General features: G+C 60.9%; 27 protein-coding genes. 18 read left to right on the forward strand and 9 right to left on the reverse strand.

The window, feature by feature from the left end; all coding sequences use genetic code 11:
• Window positions 1–61: 61 nt before the first annotated feature.
• Window positions 62–2,155, forward strand: a complete 2,094-nt coding sequence (locus tag IC232_RS22950) for an acetate--CoA ligase family protein (RefSeq protein WP_246812355.1) — start codon at window positions 62–64, stop codon at window positions 2,153–2,155.
• Between the two features lie 55 nt (window positions 2,156–2,210).
• Here the strand turns inward: IC232_RS22950 and IC232_RS22955 are convergent, their stop codons facing one another.
• The 4 genes from IC232_RS22955 to IC232_RS22970 all read right to left on the reverse strand — a co-directional run bounded on the left by IC232_RS22955 (window position 2,211) and on the right by IC232_RS22970 (window position 7,004).
• Window positions 2,211–3,827, reverse strand: coding sequence for a class I adenylate-forming enzyme family protein (locus IC232_RS22955; protein WP_190847279.1), 1,617 nt, complete (start codon window positions 3,825–3,827; stop codon window positions 2,211–2,213).
• Complete coding sequence (locus tag IC232_RS22960; protein WP_190847280.1) at window positions 3,824–4,621, reverse strand: enoyl-CoA hydratase/isomerase family protein; 798 nt, start codon at window positions 4,619–4,621, stop codon at window positions 3,824–3,826. The genes IC232_RS22955 and IC232_RS22960 overlap by 4 nt, the downstream gene beginning before the upstream one ends.
• A 301-nt stretch (window positions 4,622–4,922) precedes the next feature.
• Entirely contained in the window at window positions 4,923–6,212 is a 1,290-nt protein-coding gene (locus IC232_RS22965) for a TetR/AcrR family transcriptional regulator (protein ID WP_190847281.1), read from the reverse strand.
• Between the two features lie 12 nt (window positions 6,213–6,224).
• Window positions 6,225–7,004 carry an SDR family NAD(P)-dependent oxidoreductase gene (locus IC232_RS22970; protein ID WP_190847282.1) on the reverse strand — a complete coding sequence of 260 codons (780 nt, stop codon included), beginning with the start codon at window positions 7,002–7,004 and terminating at the stop codon, window positions 6,225–6,227.
• A gap of 301 nt (window positions 7,005–7,305) precedes the next feature.
• Between IC232_RS22970 and IC232_RS22975 the strand changes: the two genes are divergently transcribed.
• The 12 genes from IC232_RS22975 to hemA all read left to right on the forward strand — a co-directional run bounded on the left by IC232_RS22975 (window position 7,306) and on the right by hemA (window position 19,897).
• Window positions 7,306–8,367, forward strand: a complete 1,062-nt coding sequence (locus IC232_RS22975) for an ABC transporter substrate-binding protein (protein ID WP_190847283.1) — start codon at window positions 7,306–7,308, stop codon at window positions 8,365–8,367.
• Window positions 8,368–8,416: 49 nt separating this feature from the next.
• On the forward strand, window positions 8,417–9,244 hold the full coding sequence (locus IC232_RS22980; RefSeq protein ID WP_190847284.1) for an ABC transporter permease: 828 nt from the start codon (window positions 8,417–8,419) through the stop codon (window positions 9,242–9,244).
• A gap of 4 nt (window positions 9,245–9,248) precedes the next feature.
• Window positions 9,249–10,052 (forward strand): ABC transporter permease, encoded by an 804-nt coding sequence (locus IC232_RS22985; RefSeq protein ID WP_190847285.1) that lies wholly within the window; start codon window positions 9,249–9,251, stop codon window positions 10,050–10,052.
• Window positions 10,049–11,167, forward strand: coding sequence for an ABC transporter ATP-binding protein (locus IC232_RS22990; protein ID WP_246812352.1), 1,119 nt, complete (start codon window positions 10,049–10,051; stop codon window positions 11,165–11,167). Before IC232_RS22985 ends, IC232_RS22990 begins: the two co-directional genes overlap by 4 nt.
• 59 nt (window positions 11,168–11,226) lie before the next feature.
• Window positions 11,227–11,898: an RraA family protein gene (locus tag IC232_RS22995; RefSeq protein ID WP_190847286.1), complete on the forward strand. Its 672-nt coding sequence runs from the start codon at window positions 11,227–11,229 to the stop codon at window positions 11,896–11,898.
• A 34-nt stretch (window positions 11,899–11,932) separates the two neighbouring features.
• The gene (locus IC232_RS23000; protein WP_190847287.1) at window positions 11,933–13,150 is read left to right on the forward strand and encodes a CaiB/BaiF CoA transferase family protein; all 1,218 of its coding nucleotides are present in this window, start codon (window positions 11,933–11,935) and stop codon (window positions 13,148–13,150) included.
• Between the two features lie 124 nt (window positions 13,151–13,274).
• Window positions 13,275–14,396 carry a phosphotransferase family protein gene (locus IC232_RS23005; protein ID WP_246812353.1) on the forward strand — a complete coding sequence of 374 codons (1,122 nt, stop codon included), beginning with the start codon at window positions 13,275–13,277 and terminating at the stop codon, window positions 14,394–14,396.
• Between the two features lie 94 nt (window positions 14,397–14,490).
• Window positions 14,491–15,630, forward strand: a complete 1,140-nt coding sequence (locus IC232_RS23010) for an ABC transporter ATP-binding protein (protein ID WP_190847288.1) — start codon at window positions 14,491–14,493, stop codon at window positions 15,628–15,630.
• Between the two features lie 26 nt (window positions 15,631–15,656).
• Window positions 15,657–16,715, forward strand: coding sequence for an ABC transporter substrate-binding protein (locus tag IC232_RS23015; RefSeq protein WP_190847289.1), 1,059 nt, complete (start codon window positions 15,657–15,659; stop codon window positions 16,713–16,715).
• A 30-nt stretch (window positions 16,716–16,745) separates the two neighbouring features.
• Complete coding sequence (locus tag IC232_RS23020) at window positions 16,746–17,597, forward strand: ABC transporter permease (protein WP_190847290.1); 852 nt, start codon at window positions 16,746–16,748, stop codon at window positions 17,595–17,597.
• Complete coding sequence (locus tag IC232_RS23025; protein WP_190847291.1) at window positions 17,594–18,412, forward strand: ABC transporter permease; 819 nt, start codon at window positions 17,594–17,596, stop codon at window positions 18,410–18,412. The genes IC232_RS23020 and IC232_RS23025 overlap by 4 nt, the downstream gene beginning before the upstream one ends.
• Before the next feature lie 237 nt (window positions 18,413–18,649).
• Entirely contained in the window at window positions 18,650–19,897 is a 1,248-nt protein-coding gene (hemA, locus tag IC232_RS23030) for a 5-aminolevulinate synthase (protein ID WP_409564956.1), read from the forward strand.
• Window positions 19,898–20,048: 151 nt separating this feature from the next.
• Here the strand turns inward: hemA and IC232_RS23035 are convergent, their stop codons facing one another.
• From IC232_RS23035 to IC232_RS23050, 4 genes are all read right to left on the reverse strand, one after another.
• Window positions 20,049–20,747, reverse strand: coding sequence for an IS6 family transposase (locus tag IC232_RS23035; protein WP_190847311.1), 699 nt, complete (start codon window positions 20,745–20,747; stop codon window positions 20,049–20,051).
• 165 nt (window positions 20,748–20,912) lie between these two features.
• Window positions 20,913–22,352: an IS1182 family transposase gene (locus IC232_RS23040; RefSeq protein WP_190847293.1), complete on the reverse strand. Its 1,440-nt coding sequence runs from the start codon at window positions 22,350–22,352 to the stop codon at window positions 20,913–20,915.
• 317 nt (window positions 22,353–22,669) lie between these two features.
• Window positions 22,670–23,077, reverse strand: coding sequence for a lysozyme inhibitor LprI family protein (locus IC232_RS23045; protein WP_190847294.1), 408 nt, complete (start codon window positions 23,075–23,077; stop codon window positions 22,670–22,672).
• Window positions 23,078–23,155: 78 nt separating this feature from the next.
• Entirely contained in the window at window positions 23,156–23,422 is a 267-nt protein-coding gene (locus IC232_RS23050; protein WP_246812354.1) for a hypothetical protein, read from the reverse strand.
• A gap of 171 nt (window positions 23,423–23,593) precedes the next feature.
• Here IC232_RS23050 and IC232_RS23055 point away from each other — a divergent pair, with 171 nt between their 5' ends.
• The 5 genes from IC232_RS23055 to IC232_RS23070 all read left to right on the forward strand — a co-directional run bounded on the left by IC232_RS23055 (window position 23,594) and on the right by IC232_RS23070 (window position 25,576).
• Entirely contained in the window at window positions 23,594–23,845 is a 252-nt protein-coding gene (locus IC232_RS23055; protein WP_190847295.1) for a YidB family protein, read from the forward strand.
• 63 nt (window positions 23,846–23,908) lie between these two features.
• A complete protein-coding gene (locus tag IC232_RS23060; protein WP_190847296.1) occupies window positions 23,909–24,205 on the forward strand; it encodes a hypothetical protein in 297 nt (98 codons plus the stop codon).
• Between the two features lie 195 nt (window positions 24,206–24,400).
• On the forward strand, window positions 24,401–24,535 hold the full coding sequence (locus tag IC232_RS32955) for a hypothetical protein (RefSeq protein WP_281413418.1): 135 nt from the start codon (window positions 24,401–24,403) through the stop codon (window positions 24,533–24,535).
• Window positions 24,536–24,971: 436 nt separating this feature from the next.
• On the forward strand, window positions 24,972–25,178 hold the full coding sequence (locus tag IC232_RS23065) for a hypothetical protein (protein WP_190847297.1): 207 nt from the start codon (window positions 24,972–24,974) through the stop codon (window positions 25,176–25,178).
• A 152-nt stretch (window positions 25,179–25,330) separates the two neighbouring features.
• Complete coding sequence (locus IC232_RS23070; RefSeq protein ID WP_190847298.1) at window positions 25,331–25,576, forward strand: DUF6894 family protein; 246 nt, start codon at window positions 25,331–25,333, stop codon at window positions 25,574–25,576.
• Here the strand turns inward: IC232_RS23070 and IC232_RS23075 are convergent.
• Window positions 25,573–26,307: a Crp/Fnr family transcriptional regulator gene (locus IC232_RS23075; protein WP_190847299.1), complete on the reverse strand. Its 735-nt coding sequence runs from the start codon at window positions 26,305–26,307 to the stop codon at window positions 25,573–25,575. The genes IC232_RS23070 and IC232_RS23075 overlap by 4 nt on opposite strands.
• Window positions 26,308–26,390: the final 83 nt, after the last annotated feature.

Raw genomic sequence — 26,390 nt, forward strand, 5'->3', positions numbered from 1 at the left:
CGGCTGCACGGCCGTCATCCGAAGAGGAATGATCACCTTGCATATCGATGTTACCTCCATGATGCGACCTCGTTCGGTTGCCGTTGTCGGCGCTTCGGCAAAACGTGCTACCCAAGGAAATGTGGTCATCAGCAATCTGAAGGATTGGGGCTATAACGGCACCATTTTCCCGGTTCACCCGGAAGCGAAGGAGATTGACGGACTGGCCGCCGTCAACTCGGTGGCTTCGCTCCCCTCAGATACGGACCTTGCCATCGTGGCCATTCCGGCCGCTCGAGTGCCGGGCATGCTGGACGAGCTCGAGCAGAGCCCGGTCCGTTCCGCTATCGTGTTCACAAACGGCTTTTCAGAGGAGCAGGAACGATCCATTCGAGAGCTTGGAAGTTCCAGCAGGCTCATCGTGCACGGCCCAAACTGCATGGGCCTAGTCAATTTCACGGATTCGATTCCACTTTATCCCTCGCGACCGTCGAAACGGCTGCGGGCAGGCAAGGTGGCAATCGTCGCCCAATCGGGCTCTGCCGCTATTTCCGTTATGAACTCCACCGTTATCGGGCTGTCGAAGGTCGTCACGATGGGCAGCGAGTTTCAAGTGGCCGCCGCCGACTATATCCGTTGGCTCGCTGATGACGACGCGACGAACGCCATCGGTGTCATCGCCGAATCGATCAAGGATCCTGTTGCGCTCGCCTATGCTGCCGAGAGCGTACATGCGGCCGGGAAGTCCCTCGTGGTGCTGAAGGTGGGCCGCACTGCGAGCGGACTTGCGGCGACCCAGGCGCATACGGGGGCGCTCGTCAGCGACTGGGACGCTTATGAAGATTTCTTTTCTGCGACCAACATCGCGACCGTCTCCGACTATGACGAACTCATTGCGTCGCTCGAGTGCGCTGCGGTTGCGCGGAAGATGGTTGGAGGGGCGTCTCTCGGAATCGTGGGCATTTCCGGCGGCCAGACGGCGCTTGCGTGCGATCTCGCCGAGGCGAGAGGCATCGGCGTCGCGGCCTTTGGCGAAGGCACGCAAAAGCGCCTGCTCAGAGCTCTTCCGGGTGCATCCGGGCGTAATCCGATCGATTTCGGTGCGACCGTCAACGTGGAAGATCGCAATCCAGCCGAGGCCATCGCTGCGGTTCTCGACGACGAAGAAGTGGGCGCCGTCGTTGCGCTTCAGGATACGCAGGAAAGCCTCAATCCGGCGACCCTGCAGAATTATATGAACATTCTGAACGTTTACGCGCAGAGCGGACGTGACGCGAAGAAGCCTTTCGTCGTCATCTCTCCGACCGCTGAGAATGTCGATCCGGGCGTTCGGGCGCTGCTGGCGGAGAATGGGATTCCTCTCTTGCGGGGACTTACCCCGGGCCTGCAGGCTGTCGAGCATCTCAATCTTGGCAAGCCGGGTCCGGCAGCAGCCTGGGCGCAGGCGCGTCGACCAGGCCGCGATTATTTTCACCCGCGTGCCGAGGCGCTGCGTCGGCAGCTGTCGGAGCGCTCCGGTGCCCTGGATGCCGAGTCCGCTTTCGACGTTCTGCGTGAATACGGCTTGCCGGTGGTGAAATCCATTGTGGTGGCGGATGAGGAAGAGGCGATCAGGCGTGCGGGCGAAATCGGCTTTCCAATGGTCGTGAAGGTCGCTTCAGGCCAAATCCAGCACCGGTCGGATGTCGGCGGAGTCGTTCTCGACGTCGGTGACGAGGACGCATTGCAGTCTGCGATCGCAACGATCCGATCGAAGGTCGGCGCCGCCATGCCCGACGCTACGATCGACGGCTATGAGCTGCAGGAACAGATTCTGGCGGGGATCGAGGCTCTCGCGGGCTTTACCTCCGCGGCGCCGTTCGGTCAGCTCATCGTTCTCGGTAGCGGCGGAACGCTGGTGGAGATCACGGCTGACCGGGCAGTGAAGCTGGCGCCGCTCAGCAAGGACGAAGCTGGCGCGATGCTCGATCGGACGAAGCTTGCAAAAATTCTTGACGGCTATCGGAACCTGACGCCGAAGACGGACAAGTCGCACCTCATCGACGTGGCGGTCAATCTGTCTCGGCTTGCCAATGATCTGGATGGGATCATGCTGGCCTGCGATCTCAACCCGGTGGTGGTGCGCAAGGGAACCGGCGAGGTCCGTATTGTCGACGCCTTGTGCATCACGGCGTGAGGCGCCGAGGGGCCCCGTCCCACCAAGATGGAGATGAAATCGTTCGACCTCAGCCTCACTTGAGGCTGAGGTCGAATGTTTCGGAAGCAGGCTCGCCTCCGCCCTCGGAAAGGGTCTTCTTCGCAATCTTCTCTGAGCTCGTCTTAGGAAGTGCGGAGTAATATTGTATGTAGCGCGGCACCTTGAATGCGGCCAGGCGCGAGCGGCAATGCTGAGCGATCGCTTCCGGAGGCAGATCGTCCGCGGCCACACCCGCCTGGAGAACGATGCAGGCCTTGACCTCCTCGCCCCGCTTGTGATCGGGAACGCCGATCACCGCCACTTCCATGACCTGGGGCAACGTGTAGATCGCCGATTCGACTTCCTGGGCGGCGATGTTCTCGGAGCTGCGCTTGATCATCTCCTTGATGCGCCCGACAATGTAGAAGTAGCCGCGCGCGTCCATCCGAGCGAGATCACCCGTGCGGAACCATTTTCCCCAGAACGCGGTCGTCGTGGCTTCCTGGTTCTTGTGATAGCCCTTGAAAATCCCGGGCCCTGCAATCAGTAATTCGCCGATTGCGCCGGCGGCTACGGGATTGCCCAGGTCGTCCGCTACCATGCATTCACGAAACGGGGCCGGTATTCCGCACGAGCCGGAGCCGACCATGTCCTCGGCATCGGCAGGCATGTATAGCCCCGCTCCGACCTCGGTCATGCCGAAAGATTCTCGAACCGGCACGCCCAGCTTCTCTTCAAGAGGGCGGTGAAGCTCCTTCTTCAAACCATAGAGCGATACATATTTGAGCTTGTGCTTTCGCTCGGAGTCCGACAGGGGAAGAGTGGCGATGGGATCGCCGATCCAGACCACATCGATATCGTACCGAGCGATGCGATCGTAGAATTTGCTGATGCTCGGCGCTGGAGGAACGCAAATCGCGGCCGCCTGAAAGGATGCTGCCGAGAATCGGTAGTAGGGCGACATATAGTAGAACGGCAATTCGCACAGAATACGCTTAATCGGGGGAAGCAGGGACGCCTTGACCTTGCCGAGAGTCAGCCAATAGCGATGTGTGAGAACACAACCCTTCGGCCTGCCGGTCGAGCCGGACGTGTAGAGAATGCTGATGGGATCGTCGAGATGAACTTTTTCCTGCTCGACAAAATCCGACGATGCTCCGCTCAGCATCGTTCCCCACTCGTCCTCTCCTCCCGCATCCGAGACAACGATCCGGCCTGTGGCGACGAGCGCCGAGCCAACCGATGTCGATTTCAGCAGCTCGAGGCTGTCGGCGGCAGCCAGCAGAAATGCCACGTTGCCATCTGCCAGAACATGCTCGAGCTCATGGGCCGTGAGCTTCGGGTTGACGGGGACGAGCACCGCTCCCACTTTCGCCAACCCGAGCCAAGCGACCAGGAAATCGGCTCCGTTCGGCAGCATGACGCCCACATGATGTCCTTTTCGCACCTCGCACGCCCGAAAGGCGTTCGCCGCCTTGCAGGCCATGGCGGAGATCTGGCGATAGGTCAGATCGGGACCGTCGCCGTCGATCGTGATCCAGGCAAGGTTGTCCCCATACGCCTCCGCGACCGCTTGCAGATGGGCGCCATAATTTCGCGGAAGTGGCTCGGATTCTACCCTCTCGCGAAGCTCGGCCGGGGACTCGTCGGATCGCAAGGCGGCGGGGTTCATTTCTTGCGATCCTTCAGGTAATTCGCCGTCACGCCCTCGGCCTCGTTGGCCATCCATCCCATGCGGTACAGATTCATGCCGAAATGGTAGGCGTCAGCTTTGCTCAGGTCAGCTCCGAGTTCGAGACCTTCCATTTCAAGTCGCAGCGCGATCGACGAATTGAGGGCGATCTTGCCCGCCATTTCCTCGGCCGTGGCGATGAGCTGGTCGCTCGGCACGACCTTGTTGACCAGGTTCAGGCGATAGGCTTCGTCAGCTTCCATGAATTCGCCTGACAGCGCCATCCAATAGGCGGCGGTGAACGGCAGGTGTCGGGCAAGCCTTTTGGGACCGCTGCCGCCGCCGGCACCGAATTTGATCCCGGTCAGGCCGAACTTGACGCTCTCGCTCGCGACACGCACGTCACTGTGGTAAAGGCAGTACGAGAACGCGATGCCCAGACAATAGCCCTCGATGGCCGAGACGATCGGCTTGTAGCGGCGATGCGCGCATACATCGTGCTCCCAGCCCGGACGCATGGGCTTGTCGCCCTCGTTCTGGTGCAGGAACAGATACGCCGCAAGTTCTTCCTGGCGCGTCCGCGGCGGCTTGTGCATGCTCTTCAGATCGTCACCAACCGAAAAGCACTTGCCATCGGCCCCATAGAACAAGCCGACCTTGATGTCGGGATCGATCTCAAATTCCTTGAGGCGGTGATAGAACTCCTTATGGAACTCCGGCATCAGAACATTCATCGGTCCATGGTCGATGATGAAATGTGCGATGTTGCCATGCTTTTCGTAACGTAAAGACATCCGCGCCCTCCTAGAAAATCCAAAGTGGTTGAAACGGCTTTGTCGCCCTGCTGGTGACACAGGGTCTGGGCGATACGCCCGTGTACTGCAAAAGGAAGCTCTGCGTTTCGGCGATTCAAGGCCGGCAGCCCCATCTGTCGAAAAGTTAGCATGCAGTTTTTTTGGCGCGCAAGATCAAAAATGTTGTAAAGAAGCTAGGAAACGACACTTCGTGGCGAGGGTGGAACTTTATTTGGAATTATAGGTATGTTTCTTTGGTGCAAACTGGTTTGCAGGCCGGGTCCGAGGACCATGGGGCCCCTCACGCGTTCGGGGAGAGGAAACCCGCCAATAGGGGCTTGGCATAGAATTCGATGGCTTCCTCCGAGGTGGTTTCACGAACCCAGAGGGGCAGTTCGGTCGCGGCGTAGATCATCGCGCTCACGAGGTGCGAGCCGACGACTGGATGCACCGGGCGGATCGACCCGTCCGCAATTCCTCGGACGATGGGATAGACGAAACGTTCCGACAGCTTGTTGGTCGCGTCGATCATGTGCGCGCGGTCCTCTGCGGGGAGGGCACTCAGGGCGGTGGCGCGCAGGAGCGGGCCCCGTTCAGACAGCTGAAAGGCGACCAGGTAGCTTATGGCGGAGCCGAGTTCGTTCCACCCTGTGGATTGGGAGCGTGCTTCATTCTGGACATCGCTGAGGATCGCGAATGTCCGAACCGCGCATTCGGAGAACAGTCCTTCCTTGCTTTCGTTGTAGTGATAGAAGGCTCCCTTTGTGACCTGGAGGCGCATGGAGATCTTGTCGACAGACGCGCCGGAGAAGCCGAAATCGTTGATGGTCTGGGTGGCGGCGCGCAGAAAAGCGTCGCGCGAGGAGGTCGAATCCTCCTCAAAGGACCAGTTGACCGGCGCCAGGGCTGCCGGCGGCCATGAGGCTCCAGGCGCGATGAATCCACCGATCAGCACGTCGCAGAAATGTTCGGCGACGCGCTCGTAGTCGTTCGTTGCATATCGTCCGATCCAGATCCGCATCGAATGGACGAGCGAGATGAGAAGATGCGCTCGTGCATTGAACTGACGGTTGGGCTTCGGATGCTCGGCGGTCAGGAGAAGGGCCCTGACCTCTCGAAACAGGTCGTTGTAGGCTGCGGATACGACCTCGGATTGCGTGCCTTCCAGCGCGCGCAGGTCATAGATGCCGACGAGCTTCTGCCCGCCTCCTTCCGCTTCATGAGCAAGCTGCCTGGCAAAGCCGGAGGCCAGCCTGCGGATTCTAGTCTCCGGAAACGCTTCGCGCGCCGCCTCGGCGACGATCGCACGAATGACGCTGATCGTCTCGATGAAGCAGGCTGCTGCCAGGTCGTCCTTCTTTCGAAAGTAGTAGCAGATGCTGTTGGTGCTCAGGCCGACCGCCTGACCGACGTCGGAGAGGGTGGTCCCGCGCAGGCCCTTCTCGTTGAACAGCCGGACGGCGGCGGTCAGGATCGCGCGGCGGCGCTCTTCGGAGCGGCGCTTGGTCCGCGTTTGGCGCACGGCTTTGGTCGCGGCCGTCCCGAGGTCCTCTTCCGACCGCCGCTGCGCCGTCTCCTTTGATCCTGCCATTTTGGGCCCGTGCTAATTCTTCCGAGGAGGAGTTGGATGCATGCTCGACAGGCCGCCGTCAACCGCAATGGCCTGGCCGTTGACATAGCTTGAGCTGTCGCTGGCGAGGAAGAGCGCCATCTCGGCGACCTCGTCGGGGTGGCCCGCGCGGCGCAGTGGGTTGAGCTGTCCGATTTTGTCTGAGGTTCCGCGGCTCGCGGCGCGCTCAAAGATCGCGCGCGTCATGCCCGTCTCGATCAGGCCCGGACAGATGGCGTTGATTCGCAGCCCGGTGCCGCCGAGGGCGCTGGCAGCCGTCTGGACGAGGCTGATCACACCCGCTTTGCTGGCGCTGTAGGCAGCGCCGGCTGCATTCGCGCGCATGCCCGCAACCGAGGCGGTGCAGATGATCGATCCATAACGCTGAGGCAGCATGGCGAGGGCGGCCTGTTGGACCAGCCGAAAGGTGCCGATCAAGTTCGTCCGCAGCACGGCTTCCCACTCAGCCACGGTTTGTTCGAGGAAGGCTTCGGCTCCGCCATTGATGCCAGCATTTGCGAAGACGATGTCGATTCCGCCCAGGCGATCTCGAGCCGTCGATACCATCCCGTCAATATCTGAAGCCACGTCACAATTAGCCAGATGAGGCGTGATCGCGCCGCCAGATCGGTCGAATAGTTCGGCGAGGCTGTCCCGGTTGCGGTCGACCGCAAGGACGCGAGCGCCTTCGGCTGCGAAAAGCAATGCGGAGGAACGACCGATCCCGCTGGCTGCACCGGTGATGATCGCACGCTTCCCTTCGAGCCGACTCATTGCACGCTCCTCGATGATCCGGCCGCACTCCCGCCACTGTCGGGCTCATCATTCATGAGAAGAGATGCCGGTTTTTCTAAATACTAGATCACCCATACCATAATTCGGGCAACCGGCCCCGAATTTATGTGAATGCACCGTATTGATAGCATGTAAAAGACATGCTACTTTTTCTAAATAAGAAGTGCCCGATGAAGCAAGGATGATCGGCCAGCCCATTGGAGGGCGGTCCGGCCGATCAGGCCCGCGCGACTCCGTACGTGGAGGCTGGAGCCATGAAGAGCATTCGAGAGGGGACGTCATGAAACAGACAATCCAGAATAGCGGTCTTTCCCGACGACATGTCCTGCGCATCGGCGCCACTGCGCTTGCGGCACCCTTTGTCCTGCGGCCGCAATCGGCCCGTTCGGCGCAATCGATCGTCGTCGCGAGCTATGGTGGCGGCTGGGCGGAGGCGATGACCGAGGCTTTCCACAAGCCGTTCACAAAAGAAACTGGGATCGACGTCATCGTCGCCGCTGGAACCGACCTCGCGAAGGCGCGGGCTCAGGTTCAAACAAAGAATGTCGAATGGGACGTCGTCGAGCTCTCGAACGGCTGGCTGGCCACCGGAATGCGGGATGGCCTTTGGGAGAAGGTCGATACCGGCGTCGTCGACATGTCCGGGACCACGCCCGGCAGCCAGAATGAATACGCCATCGGCCTCTGCCTCGTATCCGGCAGTTTCGCGTGGCGCACCGATAAGGTCGGGCCCGCCGGACCGCCTAAGGACTGGGCCGGCTTCTGGGACGCAAAGGCCTATCCCGGACGCCGCGGATTGATGACCCGGGTTACCAGTACGCTGGAATATGCGCTGATGGCCGACGGGGTCGACGCCAAAAAGCTTTATCCGCTCGATGTCGACAGGGCTTTCAAGTCCCTCGACAAGATCAAGCCCGCGGTGACCAACTGGGTCAATGCGATGCCCCAGACCATTTCCCTGCTGCAAGCGAACGAGGTCGACTACGTCTCGTCGGCAGCAGGACGCGTCTTCCTGGCGCGGCGTCAGGGCATTCCGCTGGCCTATGCCACCAATTGCGCCCTGGTCGACGTGACCCGGGTGGCCATCCTGAAGGGCACCAAGAAGCTCGACCTTGCCCAGAAGCATCTGGCCTTTCAGCTCAGGCCGGATCGCCAGGCCCATTTCGCGGAACTCACGAGCTACACGCCGACCAAGACCGAGGCCATCGCCAAGCTGTCCAAGGAGCTGCTCGATCTTTCGCCTGATCTCAACGGGCCGAAAACGGCCATGAGCGATGAAATCTGGTGGTCGACCCGCTTCGACGAGCTGACCCGGCGCTACAAGGAATGGCAGCTCAGCTGAGCTCCACGCGCGATCTTTCGTTCTTCTGTCCCGATGGTGAAGGGCCGCCATGTTCGCACGAACCGGTCAGCAATCTGCCGCATTCTATGTGCTTCCAGCGCTGCTCTTCACGGCGGTGGTGTTCATCGCGCCACTGGCGAGCGTCATCGGCCAGAGCGTCTGGAACGGTCAGTTCACGATCCACAGCTATCAGAGCGTCCTGTCGAGCTCGCTGTTCCAGAAGGTTCTCGTCAACACGCTGGTGATCAGCTTCAGCAGCACGTTCGTCGCGCTGCTGTTCGCCTACCCGATGGCCTACCACATGGCCAAGCAGACGCCCCGGCGCCGTGCACTTCTGATGATGATCGTCCTCATCCCGTTCTGGACGAGCATTCTCGTGAAGAGCTACGCGCTGATGATCATTCTCGGGCGCAACGGCATCATCAACACGACGATCGGCTACTTCGGCATTCCAGCTCTTCCTCTGCTCTTCAATCGCTTCGGCGTCATCGTCGGTACGATTCACACGCTGATCCCCTTCATGATCTTCCCGATCCTGAACAGCCTCCTAGCAAGGGATCCGGATCTCGGACGGGCCGCGCAGATCATGGGGGCCGGCAAGCTTCGCATTTTCTTCAAGGTGACCTTGCCTCTGAGCATGCCCGGCGTTGCCGCGAGTTTTCTGCTGGCTGCCGTTCACACCTTCGGCTTCTATGTGACGGCCTCGCTGCTCGGGGGGCGCGGCGATCTGATGATGGCCAACCTCGTCGACCTCTATACCCGTGAAATCCTGGACTGGAACATGGCCGCTACGATCGCGGTGCTGCTTTTCATCCTATGCGCGGTCTTCACCCTCCTGATGGGCCGGACACGCGCGCTCTCGACACTGGCAGGTTAGCAAGATGAGAGAGACCGCCGCTACCGCCAATCATGCGACCTGGGTCTCCCATTGCGCCAATGCCTGGGCCTGGTTCGGCTATGCCTTCCTGGTGCTGCCGACCCTCGTCATCATCCCCATGTCCTTCAACAGCACGGATGAACTCGCGTTTCCTCCCGACAGCTTCTCGCTCCGGCAATATGAGACCTTCTTCTTGAAGAGCGACTGGCTCTCGTCAACATTTCTCAGCTTCAAGATCGCGATTGCAACCGCCGTCCTCGCTGTCGTCATCGGGGTCACCGCAGCCTACGGCCTCGCACGCAGCAGCTTTCCGGGCCGCGGAGCCATTGTGCTGTTCCTCCTCAGTCCGATGCTCGTCCCCGTCGTCGTCGTCGCGCTTGGATTGTACCTGTATTTCGCGACGTTGGGCTTCTCAGGCAGTGCGTTGCCGATCATCGTCGGCCACACGCTCGTGGCGATCCCGTTCGTCATCATCACCGCGAGTTCGGCCCTTCGCCACATGGAGCGCAACATCGAAGCTGCTGCCATGATCATGGGCGCCAGCCCCTTCCAGGTTTTCCGCAAGGTGACGCTCCCGCTACTGAAATCCGGAATCATCGCCAGCGCCCTGTTCGCCTTCCTCATCTCCTTCGACGAGGTCATCATTGCATATTTCGTCGGCCGAGCAGGATTCTCGACGCTGCCGGTAAAGATGTTCTCGACCATTCAATGGGAGATCTCACCCGTCATCGCCGCAGTAGCAACCTTGCTGACTATTCTTTCAACCGGAATATGCGTTCTGGTTACGATCATCATGGACAGAAAATGATGCAAAGGACCACTCTCACCCAAGAGCCGATGGTGCGCCTCACCGGCGTCGCCAAGCGTTACGGCGGCGGCGTGGTCGCGCTCGATACCCTCGATCTCGACGTCACGAAGGGCGAGTTCGTCGCGCTTCTCGGGCCGAGCGGATCAGGAAAGACGACACTCCTCAATATCATCGCCGGAATGACCCCTCCCTCCTGGGGCAGCGTTCATATCGCCGGAAGCGACGTTACCCAGCTTCCTCCCAGCAAGCGGAATCTCGGCATGGTCTTCCAGAACTATGCACTGCTTCCGCACATGAGCGTCTATGAGAACGTGGCCTTTCCGCTGCGTGTCCGCAAACTTGCGGAGAAGGACATCGCCGAAAAGGTCGAAACGGTTCTCGAACTCGTCCAGCTTGCGCATGCCAAACAGCGCCTGCCCCGTGAATTGTCCGGCGGCCAGCAGCAGCGCGTGTCCCTTGCCCGATGCATCGTCTACGATCCGAGTCTCATTCTGATGGATGAGCCGCTCGGCGCGCTGGACAAGAAATTGCGGGAGCAGATGCAATCCGAGATCAAGCGCCTCCATAGGACGCTCGGCACGACCATTCTGTATGTCACGCACGATCAGGAGGAAGCGCTCAGCATGGCCGACAGGATCGTGCTGTTCCACCAAGGCCGCATCGTGCAGCAGGCGACCCCCGCAGATCTCTATTTCAAGCCGCGCTCGGTCTTCGCCGCAAACTTTCTCGGAGCATCCAACATCCTGTCGACCACCGCGGTCGGCGAGGGCATAGCACAACTGAAGAGTGGCGAGCCGATCCAGATCGGTTCCGGTGCGCCGGTGAGCACGAACCACCCGGTCAAGCTCCTGGTCCGCCCTGAATGTGTCAGGATCGAGCGACGGGAAGCGGCTTCACGCGCGCAAGGTACCAACAGCGTTTCCGGACGGATCGTGTCGTCGACCATCCTCGGAAACGTCACCAACCATCACATCGTGATCGCCGATGGGCACACGGTGATGGCGCAGGAGCTGACCCGCCGTGCCGCGCAGGACTGGGCGCCGGGCGAAGAGATTAACCTGACCTGGGCTGCAGCCGACACGCGGGCTCTCGAACCCGACGAGATGGAAGTGTAGCCCCAGCCGAGTTGAGTCCCAGCCCTGAGCTCTGTTCCAAAAGTTAAAAGAGGCTTCTTATGTTCCAAGTAAATCCAATGCCCGAACAGATCGATGCCGAGCTGCTCGCCCTGCTCCGCCAAGTTGACGCGGTCAAAATCGGACATTTCATCCGTGATGGTGCGATGGATCCGGGGATGGCATCGCTTTTACCTCGCACGGTCGTGGTGGGAACCGCGGTGACCGTCAAGGCTCCCGGCGCCGACGGCACGATCATTCCGCTCGCGGTCAGCCGAGTGCGACCCGGCGACTTTCTGGTCATCGACAGGGACGGGGATACGCGTCATGCCGCATGGGGCGGAATGCTCGCATATGCCGCCAAGGTCGCGGGCGCCGTCGGCGTCGCCATCGACGGTGTCGCGTGCGACATTGCGAAGCTGCGTGAGCACGGCCTTCCGACCTGGTATCGCGGTGCGAGTGCCCTGACCACCCAGCGTCTGGGGGAAGCCGGCGAGCTCAACACCCCCGTCAGGTGCGGCGGGGTCGCTGTCGTTCCGGGCGACGTCATCGTCGCCGACGAGAGCGGCGTCGTGGCTCTGAAACGGGACGAGGCGGCATCCTTTGCCGAGAAGGCGCTCGCCGTCGTGCGCAGCGAGCCCGGTACAAAGTCCCGGATCGATGCCGGCGAGAAGCTGTCCGACATGCGCGACACGCTGGGGTTCATTCGCAGTCGCGGCTTCGAGGTCGCCTGACCGCGGGTCCTCACCAGGCAAAGGAAAACACGTCATGAGTGTTCTACACGATATCCGAGTGCTCGATATATCACGGGTCCTGGCCGGGCCGAACGCAACGCAGATTCTCGCCGACTTCGGTGCGGAAGTCTGGAAGATCGAGGCCCTTTGGGGCGATGAGGCCAGAACCTGGGGCAGGTCCAGCTTCGCGATGATCAACCGCGGGAAGAAGAGCATCGCTGTCAACCTGGCCGAGCCGCGCGGCCAGGACATCATCCGGGCGCTTGCGAAGAAGGCGGACGTGGCGGTCGAGAACTACAAGGTCGACAACCTCAAGCGCTTCGGGATCGACCTCAAGAGCTTGATGACCCTGAACGAGCGCCTGATTGCCGTCTCGGTGACCGGCTTTGGCCAGACGGGCCCGAACAGGGACGGCCTGGGGTATGACATGGTTCTGCAGGCGATGACCGGCCTGATGAGCCTTACGGGCGATCCGGATCGCCCGCCGGCTCGGGTCGGCGTTGCGATTTACGACATCATGCTGGGCCTCAATGCGGCGATCGGTATTCTCGCTGCTCTCTACGAGCGCAAGACCAGTGGGAAGGGACAGCATATCGACGTATCGCTTTTCGATGTCGGCATGTCGTCCCTGCTCGGCGTCGGCACGGCCTACCTCAACGAGGGGCGCGTTGCGCTGCGGCAGGGCAGTCTGCATCCGACCCACGTTCCCGTGCAGCCCTATCAGGCCTCCGACGGACTTATCCTCGTGGCAGTGGGGACCGATGAGCAGTTTGCGCGCCTCTGCAGCGCCATCGGCTGCGAGAGCTTCTCAACCGATCCGCGCTTTCAGACAAATGCGGCCCGTATGGCCAATCGCGTCGCTCTGGAGGAACTCCTGTCCGAAGTCCTCGGAACGAAGACCCGCCAGGAATGGCTCGATATCTTCATGGCGAAGCGTGTGCCTGCCGGGCCGATTTACAATGTCGGCGAGGCGCTCGAGCATCCTCATTCAAAGGCCCGCAATGTCGTCTGGACCTTCGACGACGGAGGAAAGCCGCTCCATGTTTTGGCCAATCCCCTGCAGCATATGAGCCGCACGCCGCCAAAGCCCACCTCCGGCGCGCCGCGTCTGGGTGCGGACACCCTCTCGGTGCTCATGTCGCAAGTCGGGTTGACGGAGGAAGAGATCGAGATGCTCGTCCGCGACAAGGTCATCGGCGTGGCGCAGCCCGACCCTGCGCCGGCCGAGGCCCCAGACAGTGGCAGCAGATGATTGGGGTATGCAGCCGAGCCGATGCAGGGGCCGCGCGCCTGACGCCGGAGAAGTGCAGCGCACGGGCAGGGCGGAAGGACACCACCCTACCGAACGAGTGCGCTGTGAGAGCAGAATATCGAGAATGCGGGAAGTCCGTGAGATGAGTTCAGCAGGAGAACCGCGCCGGCAATCGACCGGGCTCATCGACGATGATGCGTTCAAGGGAACAAAGCCGCTCGAGGACGCCGGCCCCTTCGACCTGGCGCGCCTCGATGCATGGCTCGCCGCGAATGTCGAGCATTATCGTGGTCCGCTGGATATTCGGCAGTTCAAAGGCGGGCAGTCGAACCCGACTTACCACATCACCAGCCCGAGCGGCTCGCTTGTCTTGAGGCGGAAGCCGTTCGGCGCATTGCTGCCGTCGGCTCATGCGGTGGATCGGGAGTTTCGTGTCATCTCCGCGCTGCATCGGGCCGGATTTCCCGTTCCGACGCCATACGCCCTATGTCTTGACGGGGACGTCATCGGAACGACGTTCTACGTCATGGAGATGATGCAGGGCGACATCTATTGGAATGCCCTCCTGCCCGGGGCGAGCCCCGAGAGGCGTCGCAGGATCTTCCGGTCTCAGGTCGAAACGCTGGCCCAGCTTCACCACGTCGATTACGCCGCACTCGGCTTGAGCGACTATGCGCGACCCGGCAACTACTTCGAGCGGCAGGTCATCCGCTGGACGAAGCAGTATCGCTCCTCTGAGACCGAACACATCCAGGAGGTCGAGAATCTGATCTCCTGGCTGCCGCAATCCCTGCCCGCGCAGGAGCGGGTCTCGATCGTGCATGGCGATTATCGGCTGGACAACACCGTCTTCGGCAACGACGACCGCATCAAAGCTGTGCTGGATTGGGAATTGTCGACCCTCGGCGATCCCCTGGCCGACTTCACCTATTTTCTGATGCAATGGGCGATGCCCCCGGATGGACGCAGTGGTCTGGCGGGGGTTGATCTGAAGAGCCTCGGCATCCCCGACATCGATGAGGTCATCTCGCTTTATTGCGGAATGACGGGCAGATCGGACTTGCCGGATCTCAACTGGTATTTCGCCTATAATCTGTTTCGTCTCGTCGGGATCCTTCAGGGGATCGCCGGTCGTGTTCGCGACGGCACCGCATCGAGCGAGAAGGCCCGCGAAATGGCTGCGCGTACCCGCCCGCTCGCCATGCGAGCCTGGGACTTTGCACAGAAGGCTGAGGCCGGCCAATGACGGGATGCGGATACCGAGCAATCTCTCCACCGGCACGGGCCCTTGATCGGAAAGTTCACGGGCGGGCTCCAGATCAGATATATTGTGAGGTTTGATGGGCCAGGAGCACCGCTACCGTAAAGACGAGACCCAACCGATTTCGTCACCTGTCGAAACGAGCAGGATAGGTGCCGATCACGGTGTTCCGATTGCCTTCCGGAATGTCACGAAACGGTTCGGGGCATTCACGGCGCTTGACGGCTTCAGCATGACGATCGAACGGGGAGAGTTTCTAACGATCCTCGGCGAATCGGGTTCGGGAAAGTCGACGATCCTGAATGCGTTGGCGGGGTTCGTTCCGATCGACAGCGGAGAAATCTCAATCGACGGCAAGGCCGTCCACGCGCTGCCGCCGGAGCAGCGGGGCGTCGGCATGGTTTTTCAGAACTATTCGCTCTTTCCCCATATGAACGTTGCCGATAACGTTGCCTTCCCCCTGCGCATGCGGGGCGTCCAGAAGCGGGAAGCCCGCAGGCGCAGCGAAGAGGCGCTCGATATCGTCAGGCTGAGCGGCCTGGGTCACAGGTTTCCCCGCGAATTGTCGGGCGGGCAACAGCAGCGCGTCGCGGTTGCCAGGGCGATTTCGTTTCATCCGCCCGTCCTCTTGATGGATGAGCCGCTGGGCGCCCTCGACCTCAAATTGAGGGAAGCGCTTCAGTTCGAAATCAAGCAGATCCAGCGCCGGCTTGGGTGCACGGTCGTCTATGTGACGCACGACCAGCGCGAGGCCATGGCGCTGTCGGATCGCATCGTGGTCCTGCGGAGCGGGCGGATCGAGCAGCTCGGATCGAGTGCCGATCTCTACGACAAACCGCGAACGAAATTCGTCGCCGACTTTATCGGCCAGACGAATGTCATTCCCGCAACCCGGTCTGGCCGCCAAGTGATCCTCGATCACCTCGGCCTTATCATAACCCCGCCCTCCATTACCGGAGGCGATGACCCGCTTTTCCTGAACCTGAGACCGGAGAAGCTGACCGCGCGACGGGCGGAGGGGCAGGAGGTCGAGTTCCCTGCTACCGTCCAAGAGACGGTGTTTCTCGGCGATACGATATCCGTGAGCGCCATGACCCCCAGCGGGATCGCCATCTATTTCCGCCAGCCGCGTCATGCCGCGTCCGGCTTGAGCCCAGGCGATGCGATCTGGCTGAGCTTCGATCCGTCGGACGCCGTGCTCGTCGTCGATGTCCCGTGATAGTAACCAGAGGAGAGAAAATCGCTATGCGTATATCGGCTAAACATCTACGATTCCCAGGCGCAATCCTTGCGTGTCTTCTGGCTTCGTCGGCCATCGCGCAGGAAAAGGTGGTCATCGCCAATTACGGCGGCATGGTTGCAGATTTCTACAACCGGTATTGCGCCCAGCCCCTCAAGGAACGCCATGGGATCGTTCTGGAGCAGGTCGCGATCAGCGATCCCCTGGGACAGCTGAAGGTTCAGCAAGCCACCGGCACCAATCTTTGGGACATGTTCCCGGCGGAAGGTGAAATCCTCATCACCGCGACCAACAACGGATGGCTTGAGCCGATCGACTGGTCCGTCGTCGACCCGGACAATGAAATGCCGGCAGTCGGGCGGCACAAATACGGCGTCGCCGGCCGTGTCTATTCGATGATCCTCGCCTATCGTACGGACAAGGTGCCTGCCGGCAAGGTCGTCGACGGCTGGAAGACCTTCTGGGACGTCAAGAATTTTCCCGGGCCTCGGGCGATGCGGGACACCCCCCTCGAGAATCTTGAGTTCGCGCTTATCGCCGACGGCGTTCCGCTCGATCAGATCTATAATGTGCTCCGGACACCCGAAGGCGTCGACAGGGCCTTTGCAAAGCTGAGCGAGATCAAGCCCAACATCGCCGTGTTCTGGACGAGCGGACAGCAGCCGGCGCAGCTTCTTGCGAGCGGTGAGGTCTATTACACAAACACGTGGAATGGCCGCGTCGTTCAAATGAAGAGCGAGAAGGTGCCGGTCGATATCTCCTGGAGCGGTGGATCCCTGAATATCCCATTCTATTCTATCCCGAAGGGAGCGAAGAATCCCAGCGCCGTCATGAAGTTCTTCAACGTCTGTTTCATGGATCTCGGGATTCAGAAGATCGGCGCCGAGGTAACCGGATATCCCTCGCTGTCGCCGAAACTGCCGGCGCTCTTGAGCGAGAAGATACGCGAGGACCTGCCGACCTCCGAGAAGAACATGAAGCAGCAATTCGCGTTCGACCTCGAGTTCTGGGCGAAGAACAGGCCCGCGCTTCAGCGGCGCTGGGACGCTTGGCGCCTGAAGTAGAGCTATGGTGAAGCCAGAGGCAATGCATCCATGACCAACAGATCACGAACTACCGCATTGCTTCTGGCGGCGCCGATGGGGCTGACGATCTTCGCCTTCATCTTACCGATGGTCGAAGTAATCCGCTGGAGCTTCTTCGACGGCCAGGGCTTCACGAGCGAGCACATCGCGACTGCTCTGACCGACGAGCTTTTCGTCCAGGTGCTCCTGCAGACGATCGTTCTATCCGCACAGGTGGCCGCGCTCTGCGTCATTATCGGATATCCGGTCGCCTATTACCTGTCGATGATGAGCGGTCCTCTCCAGCGTCTGTGCGTTCTCCTGATCACGTTTCCTCTCTGGGTCAGCGTTCTTGTCAGGACCTATGCCTGGATCGTTGTGCTCGGCCGCGAGGGGTTGCTGAATCTCATGCTCATCGAGTTGGGAATCGTAGGAGAGCCCCTGAAGCTCATCTTTACCCGTGGCGCCGTGCTGGTGGCCTCGATCCAGGTACTGCTACCGCTCGCGGTCCTCATCATGTACGGCGCCATGAGCCAGATCAATCGCACCCTCATCAGGGCTGCGCGTGTTCTCGGCGCGCCGCCTTCCGCCGCCTTCCGGGTGATCTTCCTGCCCCTGAGCATGAACGGCGTCATCTCCTCGGCGGTGCTGATCTTCATCCTGTCTCTCGGCTTCTACGTGACGCCGGCCCTGGTTGGCGGTCCGAGGGATATCATGATCTCGAACGTCATAGCCACGCAGATCAACCAAACCCTCGATTGGGGGCTTGGCGCTGCGCTGGGCATCGTGCTTCTTGCCGCGGGATTGATGGTAGCCGGATTGACATACATGGTCCTCGGCAGGTTCGCCGCCACGGCCAATGACGGGGGTATCCGCTCATGAAAGGTACGTTATGGGATTCCCTCGGCCGCTCGTTACTGCCTTTGTACTTCGTATTTGTCGTCGCCTATCTGGTCATTCCCCTGCTGATTGTCGTACCATTGTCATTCAGCGATACGACGTATCTCGTCTTTCCTCCGAGAGGCTTCTCCTGGCGCTGGTACTCTGAGATTTTCCTGAATCCGGGGTGGCTGAAAGCCTTTCAGACGAGCCTGCTGCTCGGCGTTATTACAGCGGTCGGCGCAACGGGACTCGGGACACTGGCGGCCATGGCGATTGTCCGCTTCCATCGAAAGACAAGTTTCACTATCGGCGCAGCGTTTCTCGTGCCTCAGATCGTGCCTGCGGTGATTACTGCCTTGGGAGCGTTCCTGCTTCTCAATGCACTCGGTCTTTTGGGAACGTTCACAGGCCTTGTCATCATGCATGTAATGATGGCGCTACCGCTCGTCGTCGTGACGATGACGGCTGCGCTGCGCCAGCTCGGAGAGGGATTGAGCCTCGCGGCCCGAGTGCTCGGTGCAACGCCACTTAAGGCCTTTATTCATGTCACTTTCCCTGCGGTTGCTCCTTCACTCGCGATCAGCGCGATCTTCGCGTTCTTTATATCGTTCGATGAGCTTATCATCACCCTGTTTATCAGTGGAAGCCACGTGACCATGCCAGTTCGCATCTGGGCCGACGTCAAACAGGAGCTCACTCCGGTAGTGCCGGCGGCTGCCACATTGCTGACGTTGCTCGTCGCTGTATTGGTAGTTCCAATCGAACTGTATCGGCAGAGAGCGAGTATTAAGGATAGAGTTAAATTGCAGATGTGATGCCTCTAACAAGAATGAGCGGAGGTTAATCCTTCGTGAGCCTAAGGAATCTAGCTATTAGCTTTTGGATTTTAATGCCACGATGATTCATGTTCGCTTGGAGGACTAGCAGCCGATTTAGGAGGCCGACTGCTTATCGCAAGCAGTTCCAGCCTCGGGCCAAAAGGTTGCGGCTCCCCGAGGATCACATCACCGCACGATCTTTAGGAGACAGAGATGGACCGATTGGAAAGGAGCTTGACGGGATCACTGCCAGATTACGAAGGCTGTTTCCGCGCGGCGCTCCACCAGCTTCGTTCCGAGCACCTCTACCGCGTCTTTGCCGATATCGAGCGGCTAGCCGGGCGTTACCCCCAGGCGATCTGGCACTCCCCGGACGGTCCGCGCCCCATCACGGTCTGGTGCTCCAACGATTATCTCGGCATGGGCCAGAACCGGGACGTGACCCGCGCCATGGTGGAAACGGCCTGGCGCCTCGGCACCGGGGCCGGCGGCACGCGCAACATCTCGGGCAACAGCCACCCCATCGTCGAGCTGGAAGCGGAGCTTGCCGACCTGCACGGCAAGGAGGCGGCCCTGGTCTTCACCTCGGGCTATGTGTCGAACCAGACCGGCATCGCGACGCTCGCCCGGCTGATCCCGAACTGCCTGATCCTGTCGGACGCGCTCAACCACAATTCCATGATCGAGGGCGTGCGCCAGTCCGGCTGCGACAAGGCGGTGTTCCGCCACAACGATCTCGATCACCTGGAGGAGCTGCTCCAGGCGGCCGGCGATCGGCCCAAGCTGATCGTGTTCGAGAGCGTCTATTCCATGGACGGCGACATCTCTCCGATCCATGCCATCTGCGATCTGGCCGAGCGCTACGGTGCCATGACCTATATCGACGAGGTTCACGCCGTGGGCATGTACGGCCCCCGCGGTGGCGGCATTGCCGAGCGCGAGGGCGCCATGCACCGGATCGACGTGATCGAGGGCACGATGGCCAAGGCCTTCGGCGTCATGGGCGGGTATCTCACCGGCACCAAGGCCGTGATGGACGCCATCCGCAGCTTTGCCCCGGGCTTCATCTTCAGCACCGCCCTGCCTCCGGCCGTGGCCGCGGCTGCCATGGCGTCGATCCGGCATCTCAAGTCCTCCTCCACCGAGCGCCAGCAGCAGCAGCGCCAGGCCGCCCGCACCAAGGCGATCTTAAGCAGCGCCGGCCTGCCCGTCCTCGATACGCCGACGCATATCGTTCCGGTGATGGTCGGCGATGCGGAAGCCTGCAAGGCAGCCTCCGACCGGCTGCTGGAGAAGCACGGCATCTACATCCAGCCGATCAACTATCCCACCGTGCCCCGCGGCACGGAGCGGCTGCGCATCACCCCCGGGCCCTCCCACACCAACGCCCATATCGACGCCCTGGCTGCCGCCCTGGTCGAGGTCTGGACCGCGCTCAGGCTCCCCCTGGAGCCAAAAGTCCAGGCGGCTGCTGGATTCTGACCGCCAACAGCAATTCCGGTTCTATCGCAAACCCGACGTAGGCGCGAGAAACAGTGAGTCTGTCTTGCTGCGCTCATGCTGTGAGCAGGCGAAACGGTTCTGTCGCAAATCCGAGTGAGGGTAAGAAAGAAGCAGATACTTTGAACCGCGCTCAGGCGGCCAGGATCTCAAACTGCTCTGCGAGCGAGGGATGCAGATTGCAGGCATACTTCGCCTGCTGTTTGCGCATCATGTGGATCATCTCGATGCCTCCCAGAATCGTACGCGCGCTGTCAATGGTCTGAAACCCGAGCATCGGCCGCACGCGCCTCTTGATGGCACGATGATCCTGTTCGATCCGGTTATTCAAGTAAGCACTTTGCCGGATGCGAATGGGCTTCAGGTCACGCCGTGTTCTATCCTGAAGGCGATCGGCAGTATCGCAGGAGAGGATCGCTTCACGATTGGTCTGGCTGCCGTCGATCACAACCCGCTCAGGCCGGCCATGGCGCTTGAGTGCCTTGCGCAGAAACCTCTTGGCAGCAATGAGGTCTCGTCGTTCGCTGAACCAGAACTCGACCGTGTCGCCATTGCTGTCGATGGCGCGGTAAAGATACATCCATCGACCCCGGACCTTGATGTAAGTTTCATCCAGGTGCCATTTCCGGCTGACGCTTCTTTTGCGAACATCGAAGCGCTTGAGCAGTTCGGGCGAGTAGCGAATAACCCACCTGTGGACGGTCGCATGGTCGACGGAGATGCCGCGCTCGGCCATCATCTCCTCCAGGTTCCGCAGGCTCAGATTGTAAGCCAAATACCAGCGAACGCAGAGCAGGATCACCGATCGATCAAAATGCCTGCCCTTGAACACCGCGTCCTCCACTACTGTGACCAAGGTCTCAGTAGCTGAAACTCTGAAACAAAAAGTTTGCGACGGATCCCGGATTTCTTCGTCTGACCGAGGTCGTGTGGAAACGTGATTTTGAGCGACGTGCGCTGACGGTTGTTTGGGCGTGATCCGCGGCGGCAAGAGGGCTCAGGCTGCCAGAGCCTTCAGCACAGGCCCGACACCCAGGATGTTGATCATCCGCTTCAGATTGTAGGCCAGCACGTGCAGGCTCATCTCGGTTCTGACCTTCTCCAGGCTCTTCATCAGGAAGTGCGTGCTGCCCATCCAGGCCTTGATGGTCCCGAACGGATGCTCCACCGTCTGCCGGCGAATGAGCATGGCCTCGGGCATCCGCTCGAGCCGATCCTGCATCCGGTCGAGCACGTCCTCATGCTCCCAGCGCTTCACCCGCTTGTGGTTGTCCGGCGTGCAGCGGGACTTGAGGGCACAGGTCGAACACGCGGTCAGGTTGCGGTAGTGGTCAATATTGTCCCTGCGATCTGAACGCACCTTGCCCTTCGTCAAGTGCTGGCCCGCCGGGCAGGTGTAGCGGTCATGCTCGGCGTCGTAGATGAAGTCCTGTCCCGTGAAGAGGCCTCGTTTGCTGTTGCCGGAGGTCTGGGTCTTGGGAACGTAAGGCAGAACACCACTGCCCTCACAGGCCAGCACCTCGTCACCGTTGTAGTAGCCGCGATCCGCCAGCACAGTGAGTTCATCACAGGTCATGACATCCCGGGCTTGCTGCCCCATCGCCAGCAGTTGGGTGCGGTCGTTGCCGACATTGGTCACCTCGTGCGCCACGATGAGGTGATGCTCGGCCTCCACCGCCATCTGCACGTTGTAACCCACGACCCCGGTGCCTTTGCCGCTGGTGGCCATTGATCGGGCATCCGGATCGGTGAGGGAGATCTGCTGGTCGGGTGCGGCCTCGACCTGCTGCTCCATCTCCTTGAGAGCTTGCATCTGCCGGCGCAGGCCCGCGATCTTCTGCTTGAGGCGGGTTGTCCTGGCCTCGGTCTCCGCGCCACCCTGCCGGTCGGCGTGATCCAGCGCGGCCAGGTAGCGGGCGATGCCGGCCTCGACCTGCTCGATGCGCTTGGCCACCTTGGCCACGGTGAAGTTCTTGTCGCGGTTCTTGACGGCCTTGAACTTGGAGCCATCAAGGGCAACGACTGCGCGGGTGAACAGGTTGAGCTTGCGGCACAGCATGATGAACTGCGCACACGCTGCGCGGATGGCTGGTCCATTGTCGCGGCGAAAGTCGGCAATGGTCTTGAAGTCCGGCATCAGCCGGCCGGTCAGCCAGATCAGTTCGAGATTGCGCTGGGTCTCGCGTTCCAGGCGGCGGCTGGACGGGACGCGGTTGAGGTAGCCGTAGATGTAGATCTTGAGCAGGGTGGCGGGATGGTACGACGGCCGGCCTGTTGCCTCCGGGACCACGCCGGCAAAGCCGAGAGCTGCCAGGTCCAGTTCGTCCACGAAGGCCTCGACGATGCGCACGGGATTGTCGGGCGCCACATAGTCGTCCAGGCACTCAGGAAGCAGGGTGGCCTGCCGGCGGTCTTCCCCTTCAACGAAACGCTTCATCCCGCCCTCCGCTGATCAACATCAGCTTAGCAGATTAACGCGTTTCCACACAGGCTGGACCCGGAGCTGACTTTGGCCGATCCCATCTCAATTGGCTGGCGCACAGAACACTCCACGCAGCGGAGTTGGAGCAAGCGGCTTCTAAAGTGTTCTTCAGTATTCGAGCTCACTCTGGGGTGGGGCAGAGCAGCCCTATAGACTGGCTCGTTACTGATTCACTGCGCCAACCGTCGACGGAAGATTCCGAATACGGTTTAATGATACCCTATCCGGTTCCATCAATGCGCTGACCGGAAATCGCAGTCATCTGGGATGGATCATTTCGCGGACGGAACTGGGCAGCTCAAATCACCTTCCTTGCACTTCAGATAATTCTCAAAGTCTTTGACGCGGGATTGAGTCATCCCGTCCATGCACATCGAGACGAGCATTGGGGTGAGAGTTCCTCCGGCGGACGCAGAAGTCTGAAAACTGCACTCCGCGTCGCGAAACTTGACCCAGACCTGTTGGGCTTGAACGAGAAGCTTCTTGGTATCGGCATCGTCCTTCAGGCGCGCCTCGATCTGCCGGTAAAGCTCGTTGAGCTTCTTGTCAGATTGTTTGAAAGCCGCATCGGCGCAAGCATTCATGGTCACCTGATCCACGGCATTGGCGCACTTGTCCGCAGCCAAGGCGAGAGCTGGCATGGCTAATATCGTGGCAACAGTCAGCATCGCAGTTTTCATCGGCTGTCCCCATGAAGTGGTCCGGGATCTATCTGCTAGATTGCACCCCAGTCGGTTCCGTAAAGGCCATGCTGCGAATTATGCGATCCTACCCATCAGGGTTTTCTGAACCCAGGCTCCGGCCTCCTCGGGCGTTTTGAACACGGGTGGAGCGATACGGACATCGCAATGGCCGAAACCCGCCTCCAGGTGCCACAGCCCCTTGTGCTCAGGGCCATGGTACTCGCCGTCGAGGCGGACGATCACGGCAGGTAGCTGGCCGTCTGCGAGGACAAGGCTGCCGTCGCTGTCGTAGCCGTCAATAAGAAGTACGCGCATGGTCTGGAACGAGATGTCGAGGGCCATGGCGGGAGCAGGTTCGAGCGCCCCGGGCACTCCGGACCGAGGTGACCAGCAGGGTGGCCTGGGCGGTTTCCTCAGCAACCTGGGCAGTGGCGGTGCTCCGGGTCAGGATGATCAGCAGGCGGGCCTTGGGGGCTTCTCGGAAGCCTTGGCGGCGGCGGGCTCGGCGAACTGATGGAGAGCTTCAGGCAGCAAGGCCAAGACGATGTGGCGCAGTCCTGGGTGGGCACGGGACCGAACAAGCCCATCGCCCCCGATCAACTCGAGCAGGCTATCGGTCCCGAGGTGCTCGCGACCTTGACCCAGCAGACCGGGCTATCGCGCGAGGAACTCCTGTCGCGGCTCACGACCACCCTGCCCGAAGTCGTAGACAAGTCCACTCCGGACGGGCGCCTTCCCGACACGACGGACGTGCCGCGTACCTGACACAACCTGGAGAAACCGCATGCGCCTGCCGTCCGTGCTGTTGATGTGCGTTGCGGTGTCCGTATGCGTCTCGTCAGGCAAGCAGCAGGCCACGCCCATGCCGCCCGCGAACCTGGGGTCGAAGCAAGCGACGCCGTCAGCGTCCACGGCGCCGGCATCCGCACCCACGTACACGAGACGCGTGACCTACAGCGACGGCAGGTACATCCTGCCCGACGGCTCGAACGTGGCTGCCGACCGGGTGGCGGGTTTAAGCTGGCAAACGGGGTGGTCGTGCCGCCTGACGGTACGGGCGGGATCATCCTCCCCAACGGGGCACGGTGCGCCTCCGACGGCAACCGCGGCTATCTCTGTCCCTGACCGATCCTTGCGGCTCGGCAATCCGAAGAACCGCCTTCCGGCGGTCCGCTCGACGCTAAAGATCGATCCGGATGGGGAGCTTCATCTGCTGTCTTGGAAGTTGCGACCGTCTGGCGGGTCATGAACGGTCGGCGGGCACCTCCCTCCTTGCAATCCCGGCGATGGATTATGCATTGCAGGACATGGAGCCACCCCATGAACAAGATCCTCACCGAAAGCTTGGCCGCCATGGCCCCAATGGAATGGCCTTCCGGCACCGACGAGATCGAACAGCGTGACGCGACTGATCTCTTCTGGCCCTCGTTGGCCCGTCTTGTGGTCTGGTTCTGAGACCTGCTTAAACGGCTCTACAGGAGCCCGGCGCCGGGCAATGGCCTCGACGTGCTCTCGTGTTCGCGCCTTTTGGGCTTGCGCAGGCAGCGGCAGACCGTCAACGCGGCCTGGCACCTGATCTTCATTCTGAGGCATCTGGTTTGCCTCCTTCTCACACGTCGAGCCTACGGACCTTTCCGCGAGAGATTGCTCGCTAAGTCACAACAGCGATCCAGACTTCTACTCCAAGAGGAACTAGGGTTCAGGAGCTAACGCGTCCTGATCGCGCTAAACGTCCAGTTACCCGATCTGCGTGCTCGCCGCTCTGATCTGAATTAAGCGTGGCCGCAGTTTTATGCGTCAGTCGAGACTCCACCGCTCCAAATTCTAATCTGGATCATAGACGCGCTCCCAATACCGCAGGACGGTTGTGGCATGACCCCGGGGAGGCCTCATGCCACGTTACTTCTTTCACCATCGCATCGGCGACAGGATGATGTGGGACCCCGTCGGGCTCGATCTGCCAGACCTGAAGTTGGCTCCGGACCCGGACCGGGCCGCGGCGGTGTGGATGAACATCATCGAAGGCCGGATCGAGCCAAATCAGATCCTGGTGGTCACCGATGCCGTCGGGCAGGTGCTGTTCGTCACGGCCCGATGATGTCCGGAACGCAGGCTGGTCTTTGCCTGGGTGGCGCCGCTCGCATTCGGATCCTTGTGATCCCATATGGAAGTCATCGGTGGCCAGGAGTTCGGGCTGTTGCCGACTGAGAGATGTGACGTGCTCCCACCTGTGAGGCTGAGGAGCACTCCATGCCCCGCTACTTCTTCCATGTGAACGATGGATCCTCGGTCCGCGACAGCGAGGGCACGGAACTGCCTGACATCTACGCAGCCCAGGATCAGGCAATCCGCACCAGCGGTGAGATCCTGCGCGACATGGGCGCCGAGTTCTGGAACGGCACCGAATGGAAGCTCAAAGTCACTGACGAGAGCGACCAGGTCCTGTTCGTGCTCCGCTTCTCGGCCGAGGAGAGACTCAATCCTGGAAACCCCTAGAGGCTTTGTTCCCGGAGGCCGTCCTGCTCGGCCAGATGCAGGTAATTCGAATTGAAACCGCTGAGGGACATCAGGCGCTCCACATCAAGAATGACAAGGTTTTTGCCTCTCAAGATAATCAGTCCACTCGCCCGCAACCGCTGAAGGATTCGGTTTACGTGCACCCCTGTCAGGCTCACGGTGTCGGCGAGCTCGGCCTGGGTGATCGGGAGTTCATATTGGTTGCCGTTCGTCAGCCCGACCGTTTGCAGGCGCAGCAGCAATTCGCACAGAAGATGGCCAACGCGCTGCTCGGATCGGCGGGCCCCAATGTTCACCAGCCACTCGCGTAAGGTCGCCTCATCGACCAGCGCCGCCCACCAGAATGCCCGCGCAATGGCGGGTCTCTCCATCAGTTCCAGAATGCGAGCCCGGGAGATCTTTACCACCGTGCAGGCGGACAGGGTGGCGATGGTATGGTCCATGGTCTTCAGAATGAACACATGCAGGTCGCAGAAGTCGCCTGGCACCAGGTAGGCCATGATCTGGCGCCGGCCGGTCGGGAGAACCTTGTAGCGGCAGGCGAAGCCCTCCAGGATCAGGTTGACGTCGCTTGGCGTGTCGCCCTCCCGGATCAGATCCGTCCGTGGGCCAACCGCCCGGGCGGAGCGGATGACATCATCCAGGAGGAGCCGGTCGGCATCCGGCAGAGGCCCGAAGGCCTCCAGCTTGCGGGTAAGCAGATTAGCCATGGGACGGCCTCCTGAACCCTGTCACCCTTAAAGTAGCGGAAGTGCCTGACCGGCCAAGAGGCCCATGCCCAATAGACGCGTTG

This window comes from Microvirga sp. (assembly GCF_014699075.1).
Lineage (GTDB): Bacteria > Pseudomonadota > Alphaproteobacteria > Rhizobiales > Beijerinckiaceae > Microvirga.